Genomic DNA, 23,960 nt, shown 5'->3' with positions numbered 1-23,960 from the left:
GGCATCTAAAAACAAAAACCGAACCAATTTGGTCCGGTTTTTAAATTAAAGTTTTTTATTCAAGCTCAAACTTATATCCTACACCTTTTACGGTTGTGACATAGGTGTCACCTATCTTTTCTCGGAGCTTTCGGATATGCACGTCGATTGTTCTATTGGTTACTACCACTGAGTCTTCCCATATTGCTTTGAGGATTTGCTCTCTGGTAAATACCTTGTTTGGTTTTTGATGCTAATAGGTAAAGTAATTCGAATTCTTTTTTTGCCAGAACGAATTTCTCGTCTCCTCTATACACTAAAAACGAATCCCTATCAATTACCAAATCAGATATTTCTAACTTATCAGTTACTTGGTCATCGATAACCTCGGTTGTATTTCTGCGGAGTATAGCATTAATTCGGCTCATTAGAGCTCTTGGTTTAATTGGTTTAGCGATATAATCATCTGCTCCAACATGAAAACCTGCTATTTCTGAATATTCTTCACTTCTAGCAGTTAAGAATACCATAAATACCTGTTTAAATTCAGGCATTGAGCGCATTAAGCGACAAGCTTCAATACCATCCATTTCAGGCATCATCACATCCAATATTATAAGATCTGGAAAAACCTCTTTGGCAACCTTAATAGCTTCCTTTCCATTAGAAGCTGTATAAACTTGGTAACCCTCCTTGGTTAAGTTATAAGAAATGAGTTCTACAATATCCGACTCATCATCAACCACAAGAATCTTTTGATTATTGGCCATATACGCTGTTTTTTTGCTAAGGTATATACTTAATTATAAAATAAAGTTACCTTAAAGTTATGAAATTGTTAAGCCTTAAAATAGAGTTAACAATGCATTTTTTATTTTATTAAGGTTTTCGTTAAGAAATCTTCTAATTGTTTTCCTCTTAAATTCTTAGCAATTATATTCCCTTCAGCATCAAGGATGTAAGAAGTAGGTATACCTTTAATGGAATAATCAATAATCAATGGAGAACTCCACGCTTGGAGATCAGAGATATTGGTCCAGGTTAATTTATCATCTTGTATAGCTCGCATCCAAGAGCCTGGGTTATTATCCAAAGAAACGCCTAAAACAGTAAAATTTTTATCTTTGAATGTGTTGTATTGTTTTACAATATTTGGATTTTCTTCTCTGCAAGGCATACACCAAGATGCCCAAAAATCAACCAATACGTATTTTCCTTTAAAATCCGAAAGTTTCACTGTTTTATTGTCAGGTGTATAAGCGGTTATTTCTGGAGCTTTTTGTCCTACCGCCAATTTTCTCAATTTGTCGACTTCCGCTTTAAATTCACCAACATATCTATTATTGTTGAATTTGTCCTTGATATGATCGGCATATGAAATAAGTTCTGCTTCTGCCATTTCCGGATCTAAAGTACTCATTACATAAAACCCGGCTAAGTCTTCATTTTTATTAGCAAAGTCTACGGCTTGATTAATATAGTTTTTAAAGAAAGGTTCAAATTTCATTAACATTTCAGAACGCAGATTTTGGATTCCATTAGCGTCCATTTCTGCTGTTGCACTACTGAACGATTGTTGAAGGGAATCTCTAACGAAGTCAATTCTTGCTTTTTGTGGAGCAAAATCCTTTAATTTTTGCGAGAGATCAGAACCTTTAATTTCGTAATTTTCAGGCTGTTGAAGATCGACGTTGAACTCGACATTCTTTCCAGGCTCCAAAATTACTGGATAACGGTTTTTACCCACTTCAATGGTCAGCAGTCTTTCTTGAGTAGCTGGGCGTTCAAATTTAAATTTATTCCCATCTGCAATAAATGTTGAGTCCAGTTTTTGATCACCTTCATAAAAACTCACCACCTTCACATTGCCTGGGTTATCAATAACACCATTTACTTGAATGGCTTCTGAGTTAGAACAAGCCTGTAAACCTGAAATCAACAAACCGGCTAAACCAATATATATTGCAAACTTTTTCATTTTTATTTTATAAACTCTCTTGATTTTGAAATTGCTTTTTCTAATCCTGTAGCGTCCTTACCACCGGCAGTTGCGAAGAAAGGTTGACCACCTCCGCCGCCTTGAATTTCTTTTGCTAGTTCGCGCACAATATTTCCTGCATGCATTCCTCTTTCTTTTGCAAGGTCATCAGAAATCATCACGGTAATGCTTGGTTTACCATCTATTACCGCTCCTAATACTGCATACAAATTATTGATTCCACCCTTTAAAGCATAAGCCAAAGTTTTAACAGCGTCTGCATTTGGAAGATCAACACTAGTAGCTATATAATTGATATCACCAACCTTCTCTAGCTTTTTCTCGATTTCATCTTTCAAACCTTGAGATTTCTCGCGGATATAATTCTCGATTTCTTTTTTGAGCGCATTATTTTCGTCAATAACTTTAGACACAGCGGAAACAAAATCTTTAGGATTGTTCAATAATTCTTTAATGTTATCAAACAGTTCGAAATGCTCACGGATTACTTGCTCAGATTTAGTTCCAGTTATAGCTTCGATCCTTCTTACTCCCGCTGCTACAGCAGACTCTGAAAGGATTTTAAAGAAACCAATCTGGCCTGTAGCATTCACGTGTGTACCACCACATAATTCCTTTGAATAAGAATCATCAAAAGTGATAACCCTCACATGATCTCCATATTTCTCTCCGAACAAAGCTGTTACACCAGATTCTAAGGCCTTTTGGAAAGGAACGTTACGCTCTTCTTTTAAAGGTATGTCCTGACGGATTTTAGCATTTACGATGTCTTCAATTTCTTTTATTTCTTCGTAAGTTAATTTTGCGAAGTGCGAGAAGTCAAAACGAAGTACGTCTGGAGAAACCAAGGAACCTTTTTGATTCACGTGGTCACCCAATACTTTTTTAAGTGCCGCATGCAATAAGTGGGTTGCCGAGTGATTAGCTTCAGTATCTTTTCTTTTTTTATCATCCACTACTGCCTCGAATTCACCGACCAAAACATTTGGAAGTTGATTTACATAATGAATAAACAATCCATTTTCTTTCTTCGAATCCACAATGCTTATTCTTTCGTTGGTATCCAAAGAACGAATAAATCCTTTGTCACCCACTTGGCCACCGCCTTCAGCATAGAATGGAGTTTCTGAAAGAACCAATTGGTATTGATCTTTCCCTTTGGTGGATACTTTTCTATATTTTAAGATTTCAGTATTCGATTTCAGAGTATCATAACCTACGAATTCGCTTTCTTTATCGTCATTTACCAACACCCAATCTCCAGTATCGATAGCAGTTGCAGCTCTTGATCTTTCTTTTTGAACTAGCAGAGCTTGTTGGAACCCATTCATGTCAACGGTCATTCCTTTTTCACGAGCCAATAATTCTGTCAGGTCAATCGGGAATCCGAAGGTGTCAAACAATTCGAATGCAAAATCTCCATCGATCACATTGGTGTCAGAGGTATAGGATTCGAAGCGTTGGATTCCTTGTGTCAAGGTTCTCAAGAAAGACACCTCTTCTTCGAGGATTACTTTCTCTACAAAATCTTTTTGTTGATATAGTTCATCGAACACTCCTTTGAACTGTTCCGCCAATACGGGTACCAGTTCATGGATAAATGGAGTTTTAAAATGAAGGAATGTATATGCATATCTTACGGCACGTCTCAATATCCTGCGGATTACATAACCTGCTTTATTGTTGGAAGGCAATTGGCCGTCAGCGATTGCAAAGCTAACTGCACGAATATGGTCTGAAAGCACGCGCATGGCGATATCGCTTTTTTCGTCGGATCCATAGGCAATTCCGGATTTTTGAGCAATAAACTGGATCAGAGGCTGGAAAACATCAGTATCATAGTTAGAAGACTTTCCTTGAATGGCTCTGACAAGTCTTTCAAAGCCCATTCCTGTATCCACATGCTTTGCAGGCAACGACTCCAGGCTTCCGTCCTTCAAACGGTTGAACTGCATAAAAACGAGGTTCCAGATTTCAATAACCTGAGGATCGTCCATATTGACCAGGTCTTGACCTTTAACCTTAGCACGTTCTTCATCAGAACGCATATCATAATGTATTTCGGAGCATGGTCCACAAGGTCCCGTGTCCCCCATTTCCCAAAAGTTATCCTTTTTATTTCCCAGGAGGATTCTATCTTCTGGAATCAGGGCTTTCCATAGGTTGAAGGCTTCTTCATCTTGTTGCAATCCTTCCAGTACATCTCCTTCAAATATTGTTACATAGAGACGGTCCTTATCTAATTTCAAGACTTCGGTCAATAATTCCCAAGCCCATTCAATAGCTTCTTTTTTAAAGTAATCTCCGAAAGACCAGTTTCCCAACATTTCGAAAAGTGTATGGTGATAGGTGTCGATACCTACTTCTTCCAGGTCATTGTGTTTCCCAGAAACGCGCAAACAACGTTGAGTATCTGCGACACGAGGGTATTTGGCGACTGCTTCGCCCAGGAACAACTCTTTAAACTGGTTCATACCCGCATTGGTAAACATCAATGTAGGGTCATTCTTCACTACCACCGGTGCCGATGGAACAATCTGGTGTCCTTTACTTTCAAAAAAATCTAAGAAGGCTTGACGTATATCTCTACTAGTCATTTAATTCGCGTATAATTTAAACTGCAAACTTACTTAAATTTGATGAGTATACGCCCCAATCAACCCAATTTTTATTAATATGACGCATATTTTTCCTAAATTTATCTCAGTAAAAACATACACACATAATAAATCATCAAGATGACAATTATTGTCCCTACGGATTTTTCTGAAAACTCGAGATTTGCTGCTGATTATGCTTGTCAAATTGCTGTTGAGAAAGGTCACAATCTACATTTATTACACTGCTATACCTCGAACTCAGTTGGTGACACGAAAGGTGAAAGCGTTGACAACCCGTTATTGTTGGCCGATCAGAAAATTCTAGAACTGCAAACCCAGCTAGTAAAGACTTATCCTCAATTACATATTAGCATTGAATGTTCTCGCAGTTTAATCATTGATAAACTGACAGAACTTTCGCAGTCAGGAAAATATGCATTGATTGTTATGGGTGCATCGGGTGCTAGTCAGTCAAAGCCTGTATATTGGGGCAGCACTACTGTTGCTGTGGCTTCTAAATCAGAGGTTCCTGTTGTGGTAATCCCAAATCATCAACATATTTTTGACATTAATCATGCTGCATTATTGACAAATTTTAAGTCAGAGGAATTGGATACGCTCAAAGAATTTCAGGACATTGTTGGAATACCCAATCAGCTTACTTTAATTCATGTTTTCAAAGAAAGTCAAAAATCAGAAAATGTGAACGATGATTTAGACTCATGGGTTTATAACATTAGGGAAATGGGATCCATAGCAGATGTGCAGACGATTGCGGAACCAATCAATAAAGATGACATTGAATTAGACACAGTTCCTGAAGTCGTGAGCAAAATTATTACTGAGGTTGACCCTCAGATCATCTTGATTACGCCAAGTAGGAAAACATTTTTTGAAAGATTATTTAAAAGCTCAGTGTCTAAGGCTATTGCTTTAGAACTTAGCAAACCAGCATTTTTTGACAAAATCTAAATTAAAACATACAGCATGAGCAAAATACTTATACCCGTAGACTTTTCTGAGAATTGTAATAATGCGATTCATTACGCTTGTCAAATCGCACAACAGGGCGGACAAGAGATTGACCTTGTCCATGTTTTTTCCTCGCATTCCAATACGTATGCAAACATTAAAGGAGAAACACCACTAAATGACCCTAGAGTTCCTGAGGCTGAGCAAAACATGGTTGATACCATCACTCAAATCCAGCAGGAATTTCCAAAAGTGAGAGCTAATAGTATTTTCAAAGAGGGCAACTTATATGATGAGATCAAGGCTCTAACAACGGCTACTTCATATGATGTTGTGGTTATGGGTACGCAAGGAGCTTCCGGATTGGATGCTGTATTTATCGGGAGCAATACTTACGACACCATATTAAATACTACTACTCCTGTTTTGGCAGTACCTGAAACTGCTACTGAATACAAAAAGGATAACGTAGCGTTGTTGTGTAATTTTAAAGAGGCGGAGTTAACAGCATTACAACAAGCTTCTCCCCTGTTCAACACAGATTATAGATTAATTTTAATTCATGTCAATACAGACGATAAGGCTATAAAAGATATTGACGCACAATTTAAGGATTGGATTAATAGAATTGAATCGGAATTAGGCATTTCAGATATTTCATACATTATCAAGCCTCAAACTTTGTTTATGCGCCAGAAAGAAACTGTAGCTCAAGCAATTACTTCTGTCTTATTAGATGAACAAGTTGACATCTTGATACTTACAAAAAGTAAAAAGAGTGTTTTCAGGCAATTAACTGAATCAAATGTCATCAAAAAAATGGCATTTAACATTCAGATCCCTACCTTCTTTGCTAGAGTTTTAAGCTAGACTTCCTATCGGAATTTAACTACAAAATCATGGTATTTTAACCTTTGTTGCCAAAACAAAATGTTTTGGCAACAAATTTGCCAAGAGAGCAGTAACATATAACATTTAAAGGTTAATATATTATGAACACACTTTACTTTAAAAAAGCTAGCGCCTTGGCTGCTGCTATTTTAATCTCTTCTGCTACATTCGCTCAAACTAATACAGCAACTGTTGAAGGCACCTCTATTTTAGGTCCAACTTCTCAATATAGAACTTGGTCTATTGGTGTAAATGCGGGTCTTTTAAACCAATCCAATATTTTCGGTTTCAATAGAGCCGGATACGATAAATTGAATAACAATGTTGGTTATTCTGCTTATGTGAAAAAGCAAATCTCTCCGTCTTTCGGAATTAAAGCTCAATATATGGGTGGAAAAGTAGGTGGTGTGAACGAAGAATCAGGTACTGAGTTCGAAGCAAAAATGCCTTGGTCAGCAGCCTTGTCTGGGGAGTTCACTCTTGCAAACACCAACTGGAGATTTTTCAACAGCATTATCAAACCTTATTTTGCAGTAGGTTTAGGTGCTTTGAATTCTGAAACAACACTTACCATTGGCGAAACATCTACAACTTCTGACTCTCAGACTAAACTTTATGTTCCTGTTGATGCAGGTTTCAAGTTTGCTGTTGCTAGAGGAATCAACATTGATCTAGGCTACCAATTGAACTGGGCTAACCAGAATTTTGATGGTATCCGTGGTGGTCAATATAAAAATGATTTATTCTCATACGCACATGCTGGTATCGAGGTGGCTTTGGGTGATGGAAACAAACCTTATTTAGGAAATTCAAATCCAGTAGCTACGATGTCTGCAAAATATGATGAATTGAAAGCTGAGCGCGACGCATTGGTTGCTGCAAATGAAAAGCTTCAATCAAATATGGATGAATCAACGCTGGTCTTGAAGATTCAGATAATGATGGTGTAGCAAACAAGTTCGACAAATGTCCTGACACTCCTGCTGGAACTAAAGTAGATGGTTCAGGTTGTCCACTTCCAGAAGCTAAACACGAAACTAAAGTAGTTGAGAAAATCGTTGTTACTGAAGAAGACAGAAAAGTAGTTGACGAAGCTATCAAAAACTTAGAGTTTGATTTGAGCAAAGCTACTATCCGTCCTTCATCATACGAATCATTGAATAGAGTTGCTGCTTTATTGATTGAGAAAAACTTCAGCTTGAAACTTGCTGGTCACACAGATAACACTGGTTCATTACAATTGAACTTACGTCTTTCTAAAGAGCGTGCAGAAGCAGTTAAAGCTTACTTAGTTTTTAAAGGAGCAAATGCATCACGTATCGAAGCAACAGGTTATGGTCCTAACCAACCAATTGCTACAAACAGTACACCAGAAGGTCGTCAGTTAAACAGACGTGTTGAATTTACTTTATTCTAGGAATAAAAAGAGCATTAAGCTAAACAACATACAATCAAAATTAGGGTCTGCATCTGTAGACCCTTTTTTATTAATCATTAAAAAAGGGCAAATTTTCCAATTTGCCCCTTAAATATTATGAATTATTTTTATTCAGAACTATCTGAAATTCCAGCTTCTCTTTCCTTTCTAATTTTAGAATTTTTATAACCATAAAGGAAATAGAAAGCTACCCCTATAGCCATCCAAATTCCCAATCGCTCCCAACTTTCAATAGGAAGACCCAACATCATCACGACACAAACTAAAAATCCCTAAGATAGGAACCAAAGGAACTAAAGGTGTTTTGAATGGTCTTTCAATATTCGGATTGGTTTTGCGTAGAACCAAAACTCCAACACATACTAATGTAAATGCAAATAAAGTTCCGATACTAACCATATGTCCCAAATCAGACACAGGTACGAAACCTGCAAACAAACTCACAAAAATCATAAAAATTAAGTTTGTTTTCCATGGAGTCTGACGTTTTGAAAGGTCTGAGAATAGTTTAGGAAGTAATCCATCCTTACTCATTGAATAGAATACACGGCTTTGGCCCAATAGCATTACTAGAATAACTGAAGTGTATCCAGCGATAATCGTAACGATCATGGCGGTGTTTAGGAAGTGATAACCTGTTTTTTCGAATGCTGTCGCAACAGGTTTTGCGTCTCCACTGAATACTGTATAAGGGGCTAAACCTGTCATTACGTAAGCAAACAGAACATATAGTATGGTACAAACAATCAATGAACCAATGATTCCAATAGGCATTCCTTTTTTTGGATTCTTTGCTTCTTGAGCAGCAGTACTTACTGCATCAAAACCAATAAATGCAAAGAATACAACTCCAGCAGCCTGAAGGATTCCTGTCCAGCCATAGTGTCCTCTATAATCACTGCTCCAAAATTCCCAGAATCCCATTTGGCCTTGTTTGACCATTTCTTCACCTTCATTTACTGGAATCAAAGGAGTATGGTTAGCAGGATCAATAAATTGCCATCCCCAATACAATGAATAAAATAACTACTGCAACTTTAAGAACAACAAGGATATTATTTACAAAAGAAGATTCTTGAGTACCACGCATTAATAATAAGGACAGCAGGCAAACGATTATAATTGCTGGCAAGTTGATTACTCCACCTTCGAATGGTCCAGCCAATACTTCTTGGGGGAGATGGATTCCAATGAGCAAAAACAGTTCATTTACATATTGTGACCAACTTACCGCTACTGTTGCAGCTGCTAAAGCATATTCCAGCACTAAGTCCCAACCGATGATCCATGCCATAAATTCTCCCATGGTAGCATAAGAATAGGTGTAAGCACTTCCAGCTACGGGGATCATTGATGCAAATTCAGCGTAACAAAGTCCTGCAAAAGCACATCCTACTGCTGCAATGATAAATGAAATCATAACGGCAGGTCCGGCATGGTCAGCTGCAGCAATTCCTGTTAAGGAAAACAATCCTGCACCGATGATTGCTCCAATTCCAAGAGCAATAAGGCCTGAACTGGAAAGGGTTCGTTTTAGCGTACCTTCCCCACTCTGCTCTGCTTCTGAAACTAATTTTGAAATCGATTTTTTATACCACATAAATTTAGATGAATAATTAAAGTATCAAACCTACAAAAAAAATAAAAAATACTGTATATCATTATTAAATCCTTATCGAAATAAGCAAATTCATCTAATTTCTACTTAAAGACTGATTGAACTTTACAAATATTCTTTTTGGTAAACTTAATTCAAAATAATTATTGGCGGGATTGAATCTATTTAAAATTATTATCATTTTAACGAGTTTCATTAAAATTTAAATTGAAGTAAAACAAATAGTTAATTATGTTGTTGATTGAATTGTAAGGGTTAAGTAAAATAAAATGCTAAATATTTGATTTTAACCGATTGAATATTAGGATTTATCAGATTCTATTATTACCTTTGCACCGCCTTAGGCAATTGTGCCTATTGTATAATTTATTTCATGAACCCATTTTTAGAACTGGGAATCCGTCATGATATTGTTAATGCCATCACTGAGTTAGGTTTCGAGAAACCTTCTCCCATCCAGGAAAAAGCCATTCCTGTATTACTGACTGGTAACGACGATTTTGTCGGATTAGCCCAAACAGGTACAGGGAAGACAGCGGCATTTGGTCTTCCACTATTAGAACAACTAGACTTTTCAGTAAAACAACCTCAAGCATTGGTCCTATGTCCTACGCGTGAGCTATGTTTGCAAATCGCAAGAGACCTAGAAAAATTTGCCAAGTACATCGATAACGTACATGTGGTTGCCGTTTATGGCGGTGCCAATATCGGTGATCAATTACGCCAGATTCGTCGTGGCGTTCAAATCGTAGTAGCTACACCAGGTAGAATGTTGGATATCATTGGCCGCAATGCCATTGACTTCTCTAATGTTCGTTATGTTGTGCTAGACGAGGCTGACGAAATGTTAAACATGGGATTCCAAGAAGATATCAACAATATCCTTTCGGAAACTCCAGATGACAAAAAAACATGGTTGTTTTCAGCAACTATGCCTAAAGAAGTGCGCCGTATAGCACAGAACTACATGACTAACCCGCAAGAGTTAACAGTAGGAACAAAAAATACGGGTAACGAGAATATCGAACACCAATATTTTATGGTTAAGGCGAAAGACAAATATGCAGCATTCAAGCGTATTGTTGATTTCTACCCTGAGATTTTTGGTATCGTATTCTGTCGTACAAAAATTGAAACTCAAGAAATTGCTGAGGCCTTGATTAAGGATGGCTACAATGCAGACTCTCTTCACGGAGATTTGTCTCAACAGCAACGCGATAAGGTGATGAAACGTTACCGTGAGCGCAACTTGCAGCTTTTAATCGCTACTGACGTTGCAGCTCGTGGTATTGATGTTAATGACGTAACTCACGTAATTAACTATTCACTACCTGATGAAACGGAAAACTACACGCACAGATCTGGTCGTACTGCCCGTGCAGGAAAGACTGGTATTTCAATCTCATTGATCAATGGGAAAGAAATGAGCAAAATCCGTCACATCGAAAAAATCATTGGTAAGCAATTCATTCCCAAACAAGTTCCTCAAGGTGCTGAAGTTTGTGAAAAACAATTGTTAGCCTTAGTTGATAAGGTACACAATGTTGAAGTTCATGAAGATCAAATCAATGCTTTCTTACCTCAGATCTTAGAAAGTCTTCAAGACCTAAGCAAAGAGGAAGTAATCAAAAAATTCGCTTCATTAGAATTCAATAGATTCTTGAATTATTACCAAGACGCTCCAGATCTTAATTTTGACGCACGTGACTCTAGAGGTGAACGTGGTGACAGATCTGAACGTCGTACAGGTTCAAAAGGATATACTCGTTTGTTTATCAACCTTGGATCCGTAGATGAATTCAGCCGTGGAGATATGCTTTCTTACATCTGTAACAAAGGTAAGATCTCAGGTAAATCAGTTGGAAAGATTGACTTAAAAGGTGTTTTCACTTTCTTTGAAGTGTTAGATGCTGATGTTGACAGTGTTTTCCAAGGGTTTAAAGACGTTGATTTCAACGGAAGAAATGTTAGAATCGAAGTTTCAGGTGATAAACCTTCATCAGACAGAGGCGGAAGACGTCGTTCTGGAGGTGGTGGTGGTGACCGCAGAGACAGAGGTGGAGACAGAGGTTCTCGTGGTGGTTCAGGCCGCAGAGACAGAGGTGATAGAGGCGACAGAGGAGGATCAGGTTTCCGCGATTTCTCAGGAAAACGTAGAGACAGAGAATCTAAAAGCAGATATTAATAAAAAAGAGCTCCAAAAATTGGAGCTCTTTTTTATTTAATCCTTATTTCTTGTGGATATTCTTTCAACTTGAGACTGTGTTGTGAAAAACTCCTAATTAGTTCATAGGTATTCGGTATTATAGACCTAAATCTTTCCAATGTTAAATCTGAAACATTCTTTCTATCAAAAGGAACTACCTTAACATACTCTTGTATTTCGTTTTCATTCCTTCCATATTTATAATCATAGCTAAATCTTAACTCCTCTCCTTCTAATTTGACATTTTTGTTTTCTGTATTGGGCACAGAAATATAAAATTCCGAGTTCTCCAACATATTGCCGTTACTATTGAATAATTCCTTTTGAGCTAAAGCCTGATGCAACTCTCGGGCAACAAAAATAGAGGGATCAACAATATGTACCTTTTCAGAAATAAGTGATCGATATTTAAAATCACCATCATTTCCCTTATAATTCTTCAGTTCCAACAAAACTTCATTTATCTCTTTTATTAAATATGGATAATGAGTACAACCTAAAATTAACGATTTCAATGGTTGCGCATTTTCTGATTTCCGCATCTGCTCTAAAAGGCTTACTAAATGGAATCGGATGTAATTTTCTGAAGAATTAATTTGCAATTGGCTGCAATCTTCAACATCCTTACCGTCACAAAGCATTTGATTTTTATCAAAATTAAAATTGTAGATATCTAGGAGTGTTCTATCAATTTTATAATCTTTATTATCAAGAGATGGCCCCCTATAATTGGAACGCGGATGTTTTGCCTCCGCTTTAATAAAATCAGGTTCTCCGTCCACAGCTTCAGCAACTCCATGTCCACCTTGATTAAAAATCTGAATATCTCCTTTTAATCCTAATGTGTTGATCTGCTCTCTAAGGGTTCTTTCATATCCTTTTGATGCTATAGTTCCTACTGTTGCAAAAACTGCGATTGCCCCAGATTCCTCCTTTCCAAAATTTGCAAGTGTCCCCCTAGCAGCAGCGTTAATCACACCAATAACTGGAATGTCCAATTTTGTTTTCTTCATAAATGCCTCAGCATCACTATAACCGTAAGCAGTTGCAGTATTACATGCTATTACAATTGCCTTTACTTTATCCTTATTCGTTTGGTAATTTTGGTCATTATTATGAAGGTAATACTTATCGGATAACAAGAATTGAAAATCTTTAATAATATGTTCCTTTAAAAGATCATCCTTATTTACAGCATGATAATTCCCATAAGGCATATTGGCCTGGTCGGCCAAATAAATAAAGTTTTCTTTGCTAAAATCCAGCACCCCATCCTTTTTTAATACTTTGGATTCATTATCATACTCATCAAAATTTACAAGAGCATCCAAGACAGTTAAACCTCCAGTGCCAGAATCAAAGACACCTATTGGCAGATTATTCAATGATTTAGGATAATTTTCAAAATCAATGAAATAGAAATTCTTTTGATCATTTAATATTACATTTTCAATCTGCAATGCAGTTTGGCCAGTTGCGGATTGCGAAATTCCTAAAAATAGAGAGCTAATGGCTAAGCCATATGTAAGTGTTAGGTGTTTCATTGGGTGTTCGGTAGATTTCCATAAAGATATTTGTTTATTCTGAATTTCAAAACAAAAAACGCACAAACACGCAACAATAACCAACAAAAAAAGACCAATATTCATATATTGGTCTAAAATCTTTCAAATCTTTGTTTGAGTTGTCTTCGTCGGGAGCGTCTCAACCGAGAATATTTAACTGGATAATGCCTCTTTTTGGTAATATTATTGAATATAAGCGCAACCAACAGTAAAATTAGAGCTCCAGAAAAAACAGGAGTTATTACATACAAGTATCCTAATTCGGCAATTTTTGTTCCACCACTCACAGCTATTAAAGCTGTAGCACCACCTGGTGGATGCAAGCTTCTGGTGATTTGCATAGCAACTATTGAAGTAGCCACTGCTAATGGCGCTGTCAACCAAATTACATCAGGCATCACTTTGGCGACCGTTACTCCTACAATTGCAGAGACCACATGACCACCTATTAAATTTCTAGGCTGCGCTAATGGGCTTTGGATAGCGCCATACACCAATACAGCAGAAGCCCCGAAGGAACCAATAAGAAAAACATTTTCTAAAGGAGGAAATTGGAGTGACTGTATGTATGCGATAAGTCCAATCCCGATAAATGCACCTAGAAAAGACCAGAAATGCTCACGAAAGTCAACCAGAGTTTCTCGATACATTACATATCGATACAACCTAAACTGCCTATTAACGGATTTCCGGAACTTTTTCACCTCAAATTAAGAGATATTTCTCTGCCTTACAGCTTCATAGATTACAACAGCCGCTGAAACTGAAACATTTAATGATTCAATTTCTCCGAACATTGGGATCTTCGCTAATTTATCGGAAATTCTAATCAAGTCGTCAGAAACGCCTACATCTTCTGCACCCATGATGATACAACTTGGGGTTGTATAGTCGACATCATATATAGACTCTTTCGTTTTTTCAGTACTTACTACTAATTGCACTCCAGAATCAATCAAGAATCTAGCCACACGAGATAAAGAATCTTGACGACATACAGGGATTTTATATAATGCGCCTGCTGATGTTTTAATAGCGTCTGGATTAATTTCAGCAGAGCCTTTTTTCGGGACAATGATCGCATGCACTCCAGCACATTCAGCAGTACGGGCAATTTGCACCCATATTTCGAACATCTGTTACCCCATCTAACATCAACAACAAAGGAGTTTCTCCTTTTTCATATATCACTGGCAATAAATCCTCGATGTCTTGGTATGTAATGGGAGAAATTACAGCAATAATACCTTGATGGTTCTTTCTAGTGATACGGTTTAATTTCTCAATAGGAACTTGTTGAAAGGAAATGTTATGTTCTTTCACCAAAGCTTTGAATTCCGCAAACAATGGTCCTGATAGTCCTCGTTGAACGAACAAGGATTCGATTTCTTTTTCCACTATCAATTGCTTCCATGACAGCACGAATACCAAAAACCATTTGATTTGTTTCACGTTTCTCGGACCTGTCCCTACGTTGAAAATTTTGCATGTGTATATATTATGGATAAAAGGGAATTTCACCCTCAAATAATTCGTACAAAGGTAGAAAAGAAAATGATTAGCTTAAACCCAAATCAAATGTTTTTCTCAACTCATCCAAAAGTGGGTTCTTTGCTACCATGGCTTGGTACTTCTCTTGAGAAGTATATGGCTTTCGTTCTTTGGATTTTTCCACCATCACGCCTTCGATATCTAAGGCAAAGTTACGAAGCTGTACACGCAGATAGTTCAGCATATCTATCTTTCCTAATTTCAGCTCCTCCATTTGGACACCGTTTTCTACCTCCACCTTTACCTTCACCCCTTCCAAGATCGGCATATTCGCTGTCATAATGGTATACAATGTGATTTTGCTTTCCTTTCTAAGCACTTCAGCGAACTCATTCCATTTACTTAGAAAAGCATTTTGAGTAACCTCATTGAATTCATTTCCTTCAACCAGTTCAATTTCACCATCAGCATTTGCTTTTTTCTCATCAAAAATGGTATTGAGGTTAGGAACTGCAACCGAAGTCTTTATATTCCCCCACCCTTTCGATGCAGGTTTTGGTTTCTCCTGTGACTCTGAATCAACAGAAGTAGGGTTTTTGTGCTACAGGCGGTTTGACCGAAGTTGAAGTACTTGGGATATTAGTTTTAACTACAGGAGATACTGGCGAAGCAGAATTATTTACTTGAGTTGCTTGTTGTGTAGTTGTAACAGGTTTAGCTGTTACCCCTGAATCAGGGAGTTTTTTTTTTAATTCAGCTAATGCTGGTAGACCTTCTGCTCCTAACTGAATGGCACTCGCGATATGGCACATTTTCAGCAATGTAAGCTCTACCTGCAAACGTTGATTTTTACTGGTCCGATAGTTTATCTCACATTGATTAGCAATATTGAGCGCCGACAGCAACAAACCACTCGATAAGGCTTGAGATTGTTCAAGATACCTCTTCTTTATATTTTCACTGACTTCAAGAAGCTTCAGCGTACTTGGCTCTTTGCTAACCAACAGATTTCGGATATGAGAAGATAGCCCAGCAATAAAGTGACCACCATCAAAACCATTATTAAGGACTTTGTCAAATATCAAAAGCGTAGTTGCTGCATCTTGCCTTGATATTGAGTCCATTAATTGGAAGTAATAATCATAATCTAGAATATTCAGATTATTGATTACGGCTTGATAAGTTAAATTCTTATTGGAAAAGCTGACAATCTGATCAAACATAGAAAGAGCATCACGCAACCCTCCATCTGCTTTTTGGGCGATGACATGCAATCCATCAACTTCAAATGTTACTCCTTCTTTTTCAGCAATTGAAGCAAGGTGATTGGCCATATCCTCTACTTTTATTCTATTGAAATCAAAGATTTGACATCTTGACAATATCGTAGGAAGGATCTTATGCTTTTCTGTGGTGGCTAATATAAAAATAGCATATGAAGGGGGTTCTTCCAATGTTTTCAAAAAAGCATTGAATGCTTGTTGAGACAACATATGAACCTCATCAATGATATATATTTTATATTTTCCAGTTTGTGGAGGTATTCTAACCTGATCTATTAATGAACGAATGTCATCGACGGAGTTATTAGATGCCGCATCTAATTCATGGATGCTGAATGAATTACCATTTTGGAAGGACTTGCAGCTATCACATTGACCACATGCTTCGTTGGATTCTGTGATATTTTCACAATTTATTGTTTTTGCCAATATACGGGCACAAGTTGTTTTACCAACTCCACGAGGTCCACAAAACAAAAAAGCCTGAGCTAACTGATTATTGTGAATTGCATTCTTAAGTGTGCCAGTGATGTGTTGCTGCCCTACGACCGAGTCAAAAGTAACAGGTCTATATTTACGTGCAGAAACAATAAAATTATCCATGCACGAAGATAATCATTTTCAAAATTCAGCACAACTGTAAAAGCCTTTTTAAACATTAACGATACATTCTAAAATCAGAAAAGCTGTCCCCCGACAGCTTTTCTTCATTTTACTTTTATATTTTATTTTACCTATGATGGTCTTATTTTTCATTATATACTAATTTCCATAATATTGCTCCTATCACAGCTCCTACCAATGGTGCCAATAAGAACAACCAAACTTGAGAAATTGCATTACCGCCGGCAAATATCGCTGGACCTAAGCTTCTTGCAGGATTAACAGATGTTCCAGTAATTGGAATAGCTACCAAATGAATTAAAACTAGAGTAAACCCAATCGCTAAGCCCGCCATGGTACCATTTCCAATTTTAGAGGTAGTGCCCAAAATGACAAATAAAAATAAAGCTGTTAATACAGTTTCTGTGATAAATGCTGTCATCATATTATATTCATTTTGATATCCAGCACCCCATCCATTGGACCCATATGCCCATTCACCAGGGTTAAACACCGCTAATTGGCCAGTTAATATAGTCTTTAGCACGAAAGCCCCCAAAATACCACCAATGATTTGGGCTGTAATATAGACTAAAGCATCTTTTCCAGACATTTTTCCGGACACCAATACTCCCAATGTTACAGCAGGGTTGATATGACATCCTGAGACTCCCCCAATAGCATATGCAAAAACTACAACAGACAGACCGAATGCTAATGAGATCCCCAATAAGCCTAATCCTGATGTCTGCGCCAAAGTGTCCCCACCTGCAATGGCCGCAGCTCCACCACCAAATAATACCAAACCAAATGTTCCAATCAGTTCAGCAATAAACTTAGATAATGTTTTTGTTTCCATAATTTATTATTTGAACACAAATTAATAATTAATATTAATATTTACCTTATAAAATAATTATAGAGTTTTGAACATTGATTTACAATAAAAAAAGAGACCTGCATTTGCAGATCTCTTTCCAAGTTTAATAAAACAAAAAAAGGACCGATATCACATCGACCCTTTTTTCTTAATTGTTTTACCTAATAACCTTTAAATCACCAAACAATTTATTGAAACAAATTACTTAATCCAAAGGTATGGCTATTCCTTAAAGTTACTGTTAAGAGAAAATTAAATAAAAATTACTCTTTTACCTGGCTTTTGCTGTTGCCAACATACGAGTTACTTCGTCAATGGTTGTACGCGCTGCTTCAACCATTTTAGTTGGTCCTCCGAAATCAGGATCAAAAGACACTGTTTTAGATTTTTCCTTGTATTTATAAGTTAGTTTATATCTAGGCTTGCGCTCTCCGGGTTTTCTGGAAGCTAAGTCAACTGTCATATCATTTGGCAAATTCCAGAAACCTAATTCTTGTGCTTTTCTGTGCAGATACAATAAATCATTGTCTCTAAGTTTTAGCGAATCCTTCACCAATTTATTCTCTTTTGTCAAATAATTATATTCGCGAGTTTTTGAATTATAATAATTCAACATCGAATCTGGATAACCATAAGTAAGTTCAATGGAATCAAAATCAGCATAACGATATGGTGCATTTTTCACCATTGCCGAATAATAATAAACACAATAAATTAAAAATGGAACTATGATACAAAGCCCTAAAAAAATCTTCTTTGTTCTATCTGACATGATATTTATTAAAATGTGCACAAAAATAGGGATTTGTAGACATTTTATTCAGGTTATTTAAGAATTAACCCTTTTCTGAAACATAATACTGTCATAAAACATGCAAAAGCCTAAATTCTAGCTTTTGGGAGTGCCGCTTCTTTTGAAATATTTATAATACCAACTGTCACTCAGATTGGAGATAATTACTCCTTTTCTTGTTGAAACATGAACGAATTTGCCATTATGGAGATAAATTCCCACATGGTCAATATTCCTGCCTCCAAAAGAAAAGAAAACTAAATCTCCTTCTTTGAGTTGGTTTTCATATTTTCTCTTTACGTTATCAGCCATATCTCGGGAAGTCCTTGGAAGATCTTTGCCATAGATTTTTTGATATAGCATACTGACAAATCCTGAACAGTCTACTCCTCTTTTATCCATTCCACCCATTCGATGAGGAGTACCCATCCAATCATCAATCATGTAATAAAGATTCTTATTGTCTAGTTCTTTTGTTTTTACTCCTAAAAGGTCTGCGTAATTATCAAGTTTATTAGATCCATACCCTTTACCTCTAGCATCACTGGCATCAGAAATTGGAGCTCCTTTTTTAGGGTTCACACTCCCATAGGAATACTTAGCTGAAGTCTTGCGTTTCGAACCACAAGAACTTAAAATCACCGCAGCTAAAAGAAATATTAATAAACTATAGTTAACCTTCATTCAAACCTCCAATCAAAAATATATCCTTAACAGCCTAACAACCAACTTGATTTTTTCCACAAATGTGATTTTCTTTTTATTCTCAAGAAGACAATATAGCTTAAAATCAGTTCTACATGCACTTTTTAAAGCAAAAAAAATTGTTACGACAACTATTTTAAACTGTCTTGATAACTTTATTAATCATTTATTTGCCTACTATCTGTAAACAACTGTTATGAATATGAGGTAAACACATCTAATTAAATTACTTTTGTGCCATGAATAAAACTAAGGGGGCAATTGCGGTTTTTTTAGGGGCTGCAAGCTTTGGTATTTTATCTACTTTTGTTAAAAAGGCCTACGAACAGGGATTTAACTTAGGAGAGGTAACAGGAATTCAAGCATTATTAGGTGTCATATTTTTATGGTTGACCTGGGCAATTATAAAAAACAGGCGGGTAGAGAAGGATCATGAAAACCTGAAAAGCCCTAAATGGAAGATTATCCTGAGTGGCGTAAGTACTGGGATGGTAAGTATTCTATATTACAAATGTGTTGAATTAGTTCCTGCCTCTTTAGCCATAGTCCTATTGATGCAATACATTTGGATAGGACAAATCATTGAATTAATATTTTTCAAAGTCAAACCCCAACTAAGTCAAATCATCGTAATTATCTGTATTCTTGCTGGAACAGTTTTGGCGACCGGAATGATAGAAGAACCTTTGGAATCATTTTCAATTGTTGGCATTGGTTATGGATTATTAGCTGCTACAGCCTATTCCATATTTATGATTGTAAATGGTCGAGTTGGCAATGATTACCCCCCAGTTCAGAAAAGTGCATTAATGATTTCAGGCGCGTTGATATTGATATTCATCACTCTTCAGCCTTTTAGTCTTTTTAATCCAGAGATTTTTCTTGGCATTCTTCCTTATGGGTTATTATTATCGTTATTCGGCACCGTAATTCCACCATTATTATATGCATATGGAATGCCGAAGACCGGTTATTCCCTTGGTGCTGTATTGAGTGCTGTAGAACTTCCGGTAGCAGTTTGTATGTCCTATTTAGTTTTGAACGAATCTGTGACCTGGATCAAATGGTTAGGGGTATTTTTCATATTGCTGACCATATTCTGGAAGAACAATTTGAAAACAAATAGCTAATTTTTTAAGGTTTTTACGCTATACTTGCAGTTTTAATTAATCTTTTATCAGTTTTAATTTGATCCAACCAAAATAATCAGGATAAAAACAATATAATATGGAGAATTATCTTTATCTCGTCCTCATTACCTTGGCAGTTCTTGCCATAATTGATTTGATGGTCGGTGTAAGTAACGACGCAGTAAACTTTCTAAATTCAGCAATCGGTTCCAAAGCAATTCCATTCAAGAGCATCATGATCATTGCCAGCTTGGGGATTCTTTTCGGTTCTGTCTTTTCAAGTGGAATGATGGAAATTGCCCGAAGTGGGATTTATGTCCCCAGCAAATTTTCCTTTGACGATGTAATTACGATATTTCTCGCCGTCATGATTACGGACATCATATTATTGGATGTCTTTAATTATTTTGGTCTTCCCACATCAACTACAGTTTCTATTGTATTTGAATTATTGGGCGCAGCACTATGTTTAGCGATCTACAACATTGCCATAAAAGATGGAGATTGGTCTACCCTATCTTCATATATTAATACTGAAAAAGCTTCTGAGATTGTCTATAGTATCCTGCTCTCAGTCGTCATATCTTTTACAGTCGGTATGGCTGTACAATATGTGTCAAGGGTTCTTTTTACATTCCAGTTTGAAAAAAAGCTTAAGACGATTGGAGTTATCTTCGGTGGTATCGCAATGGCGTCAATCTCTTATTTTATTTTAATCAAAGGATTAAAAGGTGTTTCATTTATTGGAAAAGACGTTAAAGATTGGGTTCAAACTCACGAATTACTATTATTAGGAGGATCATTTGTAGTATTCTCAATTGTAAGTTATATCATTAATTTATTAGGTTATAACATCTTAAAGGTTATCATTGGAATTGGAACATTTGCTTTGGCTTTATCCTTTGCAGGAAATGATTTGGTAAACTTTATAGGTGTTCCAGTTGCTGCTGCCCAATCTGTTGAGATTTTTCAATCCATTCCAGGCGCTGATCCAGACACATATACCATGGATGCACTAGCATCAAGCGACATTGTAGCTCCCGCATGGATTTTATTATGTGCTGGAATCATCATGGTAATAACACTTTGGACTTCTAAAAAAGCTAAAACAGTAATTGAAACTGAGATGAGCCTTACCAATCAAGGTGATGGTGCTGAAAAATTCAAATCCAACATGCTTTCCAGAAGTATCGTGAGAGGATTTATCAGAATTGGTTCAGGTTTGAGCTATATCATGCCTAGAACTTTGCAGGCTAGTCTGGACAAAAAATTTGAAAACCCTTTATTGAACGCCCATAGAAAAAAGAAAAAATCTAAGGACGAACCGATGTTCGACATGATCAGGGCTTCAGTAAACTTGATGGTAGCGAGTAGTCTAATTGCGCTTGGTACATCGATGAAATTACCTCTTTCGACCACATATGTCACGTTTATGGTGGCTATGGGTACTGCTTTTGCTGATAGAGCTTGGGGGCGTGAAAGTGCTGTGTACCGTGTGTCAGGGGTATTCCATGTTATTGGAGGCTGGTTTGTCACTGCAGGCTGTGCGTTTATGGGCGCAGTTATATTCGCATTCTTCCTGAAAATTGGAGGAATTGTCACTTTTGTTATTTCATTGATTGTATTAGCTTTACTATTGTATAGAAATGCAAAAAGCCATGACCGTAAAATTAAGGCCAAAGCTCTACAAGAACTTAATCTAGATAAAAGTGATATTATTGGTCTTCAACAAGTTATCGAAACCAGTGCTCAACAAATAAGTGAAACTTTTTCAAAAACAAACCTATTTTTCAAAGAAGCTATTGACTCCTTGATCAAAGAAGATTTGATGGCATTAATGGCTAATAAAAAACTTGTCAAAAAATTACAGAACGACCTAAATTCTACAAATAATGCCATGTACGATTATATCCGTAATCTAGATGACACTTCTGTAAAAGGTAGTCGCTACTACATTATTTCATTAGGATATTTGCAGGATATGGTTGAAAATGTGGCTGTCATCAATTCAAATGCTCTGTCCCATGTTGACAACAATCATAAAACGTTAAGAATAAGCCAGGCGAAAGATCTTAAATACGTTGTTGAAAGGATTTCAGAGTGGTTCTCTAAAATCAATATGACCTATAAAAGGTTGGATTTCAGCAAAATTGACGAAATAATTAAAGAGAGAGAAGATATTCAAGAATACATTAACAATCTATTAGATAAACAAATCGATAGGATCCGTACTTCTGAAAATAGTCCAAAAAACAGTAGATTATATTTCTCGATATTATTGGAAACAAATGAATTGATCAGTTCGACCTTCAAACTGATGCGTTTACATAAAGAGTTCGATAGTTTCCGTAGAAGGAATGCATAATATTATGACATAAAAAGAGAGAGGCTAACCTTGGGATAGCCTCTCTCTTTTTATATAGTAATTATTATTTTAATGAGCCAAAACTTCTGGTGATTCTTCAATATCGACATCTCCATTTTCAGAGATTTCCAAAAAATTTCACTGGTACCACTTCATTAACCAATATAGGATCATATGCGGTTCTTACCTTAACATAGTTTTTGGAGAAACCATGCATATATCCGTCTTTAATATCACCTTCAAACAATACCTCATCGATGTTTCCTAATTGAGATTCGTAGAATGCTCTACGCTTTTTCTCAGACAGGATATGAAGCATTTTACTGCGGTCACTTCTTTGTGCACCTGGTACAGCGCCTTCCATTTGTGCTGCTATGGTGTTCTCACGCTCAGAATAGGTAAAGACATGCAAATAAGAAATATCCATTTCGTTCAAGAAATTATAAGTATCGATAAAATCTTCACGTGTCTCACCTGGAAAACCTACTATTACATCCACTCCAATACAACAATTTGGCATTAATGATTTAATCTTTGCCACCCTTTCCCAATAGAGTTCACGTTTATAGCGACGCCTCATTTGTGCTAGAACCTTATTGTTTCCAGACTGAAGTGGCATATGGAAATGAGGAACAAACCTTTTCGATTGAGCAACAAATTCTATGATCTCATTGGTCAGTAAATTTGGCTCGATGCTCGAAATTCGAATTCTGTCTATACCTTCAACTTCATCCAATGCTTTTACAAGATCTACGAACCTATCTTGACGCTTACCATCACGTATTCCATAATCACCGATATTAACACCGGTCAAAACAATTTCTTTAACTCCTGATGCTGCAATTTCCTCTGCTTGGCGGACTATATCTTCAATCTTTCCAGATCGGCTGGCACCTCGCGCAAGAGGAATGGTACAGAAAGTACATGAATAATCGCATCCGTCTTGAACTTTCAAAAAGGTACGAGTTCGGTCTCCAATAGAAAATGCAGACACAAACTGATTGGTCTCATCAATGGGAGCATTATGCACTATCGCTTTTTCATTTTTGGTAAGGTCGTTTATATGTTCGATGATATTGAATTTCTCGGCAGCACCTAATACCATATCAACACCTGGAATTTCTGAGATTTCTTTTGGCTTTAACTGTGCATAACAGCCAACAATTGTGATATAAGCATTTGGAGAATGCTTCAATGCTTCTTTTACAACCTTTCTACACTTTCGGTCAGCATGATCTGTAACCGAACAAGTATTGATGACATAAACATCTGCCGCACTGTTAAAAGGCGTAGTTTCATAACCCGCATCCTTAAAGATACGACCTATAGAGGAGGTTTCTGAAAAATTCAGCTTACAACCCAACGTATAGAAAGCAACTTTTTTTCCCATGATATTTTGCAAAAATACACAAAATGAAGCAAATTGTTAGTTGTTGAAAAAT

The 23,960-nt window shown here is 36.7% G+C and carries 14 protein-coding genes and 5 pseudogenes; 6 read left to right on the top strand and 13 right to left on the bottom strand.

The annotated features are described in order from the left end of the window. Positions 1–55 precede the first annotated feature (55 nt). The 3 genes and pseudogenes from FGL31_RS06765 to alaS form a co-directional block, all read right to left on the bottom strand. Positions 56–749, bottom strand: a pseudogene (locus tag FGL31_RS06765) (response regulator transcription factor). Positions 750–850: 101 nt separating this feature from the next. Then, the gene (locus FGL31_RS06760) at positions 851–1,957 is read right to left on the bottom strand and encodes a TlpA disulfide reductase family protein (protein ID WP_138090200.1); all 1,107 of its coding nucleotides are present in this window, start codon (positions 1,955–1,957) and stop codon (positions 851–853) included. Between the two features lie 2 nt (positions 1,958–1,959). After that, complete coding sequence (gene alaS, locus FGL31_RS06755; RefSeq protein WP_138090198.1) at positions 1,960–4,575, bottom strand: alanine--tRNA ligase; 2,616 nt, start codon at positions 4,573–4,575, stop codon at positions 1,960–1,962. Positions 4,576–4,716: 141 nt separating this feature from the next. On the opposite strand from alaS, the gene FGL31_RS06750 reads away from it, so the two are divergent. The 3 genes and pseudogenes from FGL31_RS06750 (at position 4,717) to FGL31_RS29675 (ending at position 7,858) form a co-directional block, all read left to right on the top strand. Continuing rightward, entirely contained in the window at positions 4,717–5,550 is an 834-nt protein-coding gene (locus FGL31_RS06750) for a universal stress protein (protein WP_138090196.1), read from the top strand. Between the two features lie 15 nt (positions 5,551–5,565). Then, positions 5,566–6,420 (top strand): universal stress protein, encoded by an 855-nt coding sequence (locus FGL31_RS06745; RefSeq protein WP_138090194.1) that lies wholly within the window; start codon positions 5,566–5,568, stop codon positions 6,418–6,420. Positions 6,421–6,542: 122 nt separating this feature from the next. Next, positions 6,543–7,858 (top strand): annotated as a pseudogene (locus FGL31_RS29675) (OmpA family protein). 128 nt (positions 7,859–7,986) lie between these two features. Here FGL31_RS29675 and FGL31_RS06735 read toward each other — a convergent pair. Continuing rightward, positions 7,987–9,479: pseudogene (locus FGL31_RS06735) on the bottom strand (amino acid permease). Positions 9,480–9,870: 391 nt separating this feature from the next. Between FGL31_RS06735 and FGL31_RS06730 the strand changes: the two are divergent. After that, positions 9,871–11,682 (top strand): DEAD/DEAH box helicase, encoded by a 1,812-nt coding sequence (locus FGL31_RS06730; protein WP_099372511.1) that lies wholly within the window; start codon positions 9,871–9,873, stop codon positions 11,680–11,682. Positions 11,683–11,714: 32 nt separating this feature from the next. Here FGL31_RS06730 and FGL31_RS06725 read toward each other — a convergent pair whose 3' ends face one another. The 8 genes and pseudogenes from FGL31_RS06725 to FGL31_RS06695 all read right to left on the bottom strand — a co-directional run bounded on the left by FGL31_RS06725 (position 11,715) and on the right by FGL31_RS06695 (position 19,002). Further along, positions 11,715–13,247: a glutamate racemase gene (locus FGL31_RS06725; protein ID WP_138090192.1), complete on the bottom strand. Its 1,533-nt coding sequence runs from the start codon at positions 13,245–13,247 to the stop codon at positions 11,715–11,717. 113 nt (positions 13,248–13,360) lie between these two features. Then, positions 13,361–13,918, bottom strand: a complete 558-nt coding sequence (locus FGL31_RS06720) for an HPP family protein (protein ID WP_138090190.1) — start codon at positions 13,916–13,918, stop codon at positions 13,361–13,363. 60 nt (positions 13,919–13,978) lie between these two features. Further along, positions 13,979–14,757 (bottom strand): annotated as a pseudogene (rlmB, locus tag FGL31_RS06715) (23S rRNA (guanosine(2251)-2'-O)-methyltransferase RlmB). Positions 14,758–14,826: 69 nt separating this feature from the next. Next, the gene (locus FGL31_RS24725) at positions 14,827–15,138 is read right to left on the bottom strand and encodes a DUF8439 domain-containing protein (RefSeq protein ID WP_512745607.1); all 312 of its coding nucleotides are present in this window, start codon (positions 15,136–15,138) and stop codon (positions 14,827–14,829) included. 199 nt (positions 15,139–15,337) lie between these two features. Continuing rightward, positions 15,338–16,645 carry a DNA polymerase III subunit gamma/tau gene (locus FGL31_RS06710; RefSeq protein ID WP_232046326.1) on the bottom strand — a complete coding sequence of 436 codons (1,308 nt, stop codon included), beginning with the start codon at positions 16,643–16,645 and terminating at the stop codon, positions 15,338–15,340. A 142-nt stretch (positions 16,646–16,787) separates the two neighbouring features. Then, entirely contained in the window at positions 16,788–17,504 is a 717-nt protein-coding gene (locus FGL31_RS06705) for an MIP family channel protein (RefSeq protein WP_138090188.1), read from the bottom strand. A 292-nt stretch (positions 17,505–17,796) separates the two neighbouring features. After that, positions 17,797–18,297 (bottom strand): hypothetical protein, encoded by a 501-nt coding sequence (locus tag FGL31_RS06700; RefSeq protein ID WP_232046325.1) that lies wholly within the window; start codon positions 18,295–18,297, stop codon positions 17,797–17,799. 117 nt (positions 18,298–18,414) lie between these two features. Continuing rightward, positions 18,415–19,002 carry a C40 family peptidase gene (locus FGL31_RS06695; protein WP_099372505.1) on the bottom strand — a complete coding sequence of 196 codons (588 nt, stop codon included), beginning with the start codon at positions 19,000–19,002 and terminating at the stop codon, positions 18,415–18,417. A gap of 260 nt (positions 19,003–19,262) precedes the next feature. On the opposite strand from FGL31_RS06695, the gene FGL31_RS06690 reads away from it, so the two are divergent. Next, complete coding sequence (locus FGL31_RS06690; protein WP_138090186.1) at positions 19,263–20,153, top strand: EamA family transporter; 891 nt, start codon at positions 19,263–19,265, stop codon at positions 20,151–20,153. A 97-nt stretch (positions 20,154–20,250) separates the two neighbouring features. Beyond that, positions 20,251–22,518, top strand: coding sequence for an inorganic phosphate transporter (locus FGL31_RS06685; RefSeq protein ID WP_099372503.1), 2,268 nt, complete (start codon positions 20,251–20,253; stop codon positions 22,516–22,518). A gap of 69 nt (positions 22,519–22,587) precedes the next feature. Here the strand turns inward: FGL31_RS06685 and mtaB are convergent. Further along, a pseudogene (gene mtaB, locus FGL31_RS06680) lies at positions 22,588–23,908 on the bottom strand (tRNA (N(6)-L-threonylcarbamoyladenosine(37)-C(2))-methylthiotransferase MtaB). Between the last annotated feature and the right edge of the window lie 52 nt (positions 23,909–23,960).

Origin of the sequence: Sphingobacterium daejeonense (genome assembly GCF_901472535.1) — a bacterium.
GTDB lineage: Bacteria > Bacteroidota > Bacteroidia > Sphingobacteriales > Sphingobacteriaceae > Sphingobacterium > Sphingobacterium daejeonense.
The sequence above is the reverse complement of the archived record's forward strand: the minus strand, read 5'-3'. Positions and strand labels throughout refer to the sequence as shown.

Excerpts from the sequence above, each read along its gene's own strand:
- alaS (WP_138090198.1), bottom strand. The coding sequence starts at position 4,575 with ATGACTAGTAGAGATATACGTCAAGCCTTCTTAGATTTTTTTGAAAGT.
- FGL31_RS06730 (WP_099372511.1), top strand. The coding sequence starts at position 9,871 with ATGAACCCATTTTTAGAACTGGGAATCCGTCATGATATTGTTAATGCC.
- FGL31_RS06720 (WP_138090190.1), bottom strand. The coding sequence starts at position 13,918 with ATGTATCGAGAAACTCTGGTTGACTTTCGTGAGCATTTCTGGTCTTTT.
- FGL31_RS06705 (WP_138090188.1), bottom strand. The coding sequence starts at position 17,504 with ATGGAAACAAAAACATTATCTAAGTTTATTGCTGAACTGATTGGAACA.
- FGL31_RS06725 (WP_138090192.1), bottom strand. The coding sequence starts at position 13,247 with ATGAAACACCTAACACTTACATATGGCTTAGCCATTAGCTCTCTATTT.
- FGL31_RS06760 (WP_138090200.1), bottom strand. The coding sequence starts at position 1,957 with ATGAAAAAGTTTGCAATATATATTGGTTTAGCCGGTTTGTTGATTTCA.
- FGL31_RS06750 (WP_138090196.1), top strand. The coding sequence starts at position 4,717 with ATGACAATTATTGTCCCTACGGATTTTTCTGAAAACTCGAGATTTGCT.
- FGL31_RS06710 (WP_232046326.1), bottom strand. The coding sequence starts at position 16,645 with ATGGATAATTTTATTGTTTCTGCACGTAAATATAGACCTGTTACTTTT.
- FGL31_RS06690 (WP_138090186.1), top strand. The coding sequence starts at position 19,263 with ATGAATAAAACTAAGGGGGCAATTGCGGTTTTTTTAGGGGCTGCAAGC.
- FGL31_RS06695 (WP_099372505.1), bottom strand. The coding sequence starts at position 19,002 with ATGAAGGTTAACTATAGTTTATTAATATTTCTTTTAGCTGCGGTGATT.
- FGL31_RS06685 (WP_099372503.1), top strand. The coding sequence starts at position 20,251 with ATGGAGAATTATCTTTATCTCGTCCTCATTACCTTGGCAGTTCTTGCC.
- FGL31_RS06700 (WP_232046325.1), bottom strand. The coding sequence starts at position 18,297 with ATGTCAGATAGAACAAAGAAGATTTTTTTAGGGCTTTGTATCATAGTT.
- FGL31_RS06745 (WP_138090194.1), top strand. The coding sequence starts at position 5,566 with ATGAGCAAAATACTTATACCCGTAGACTTTTCTGAGAATTGTAATAAT.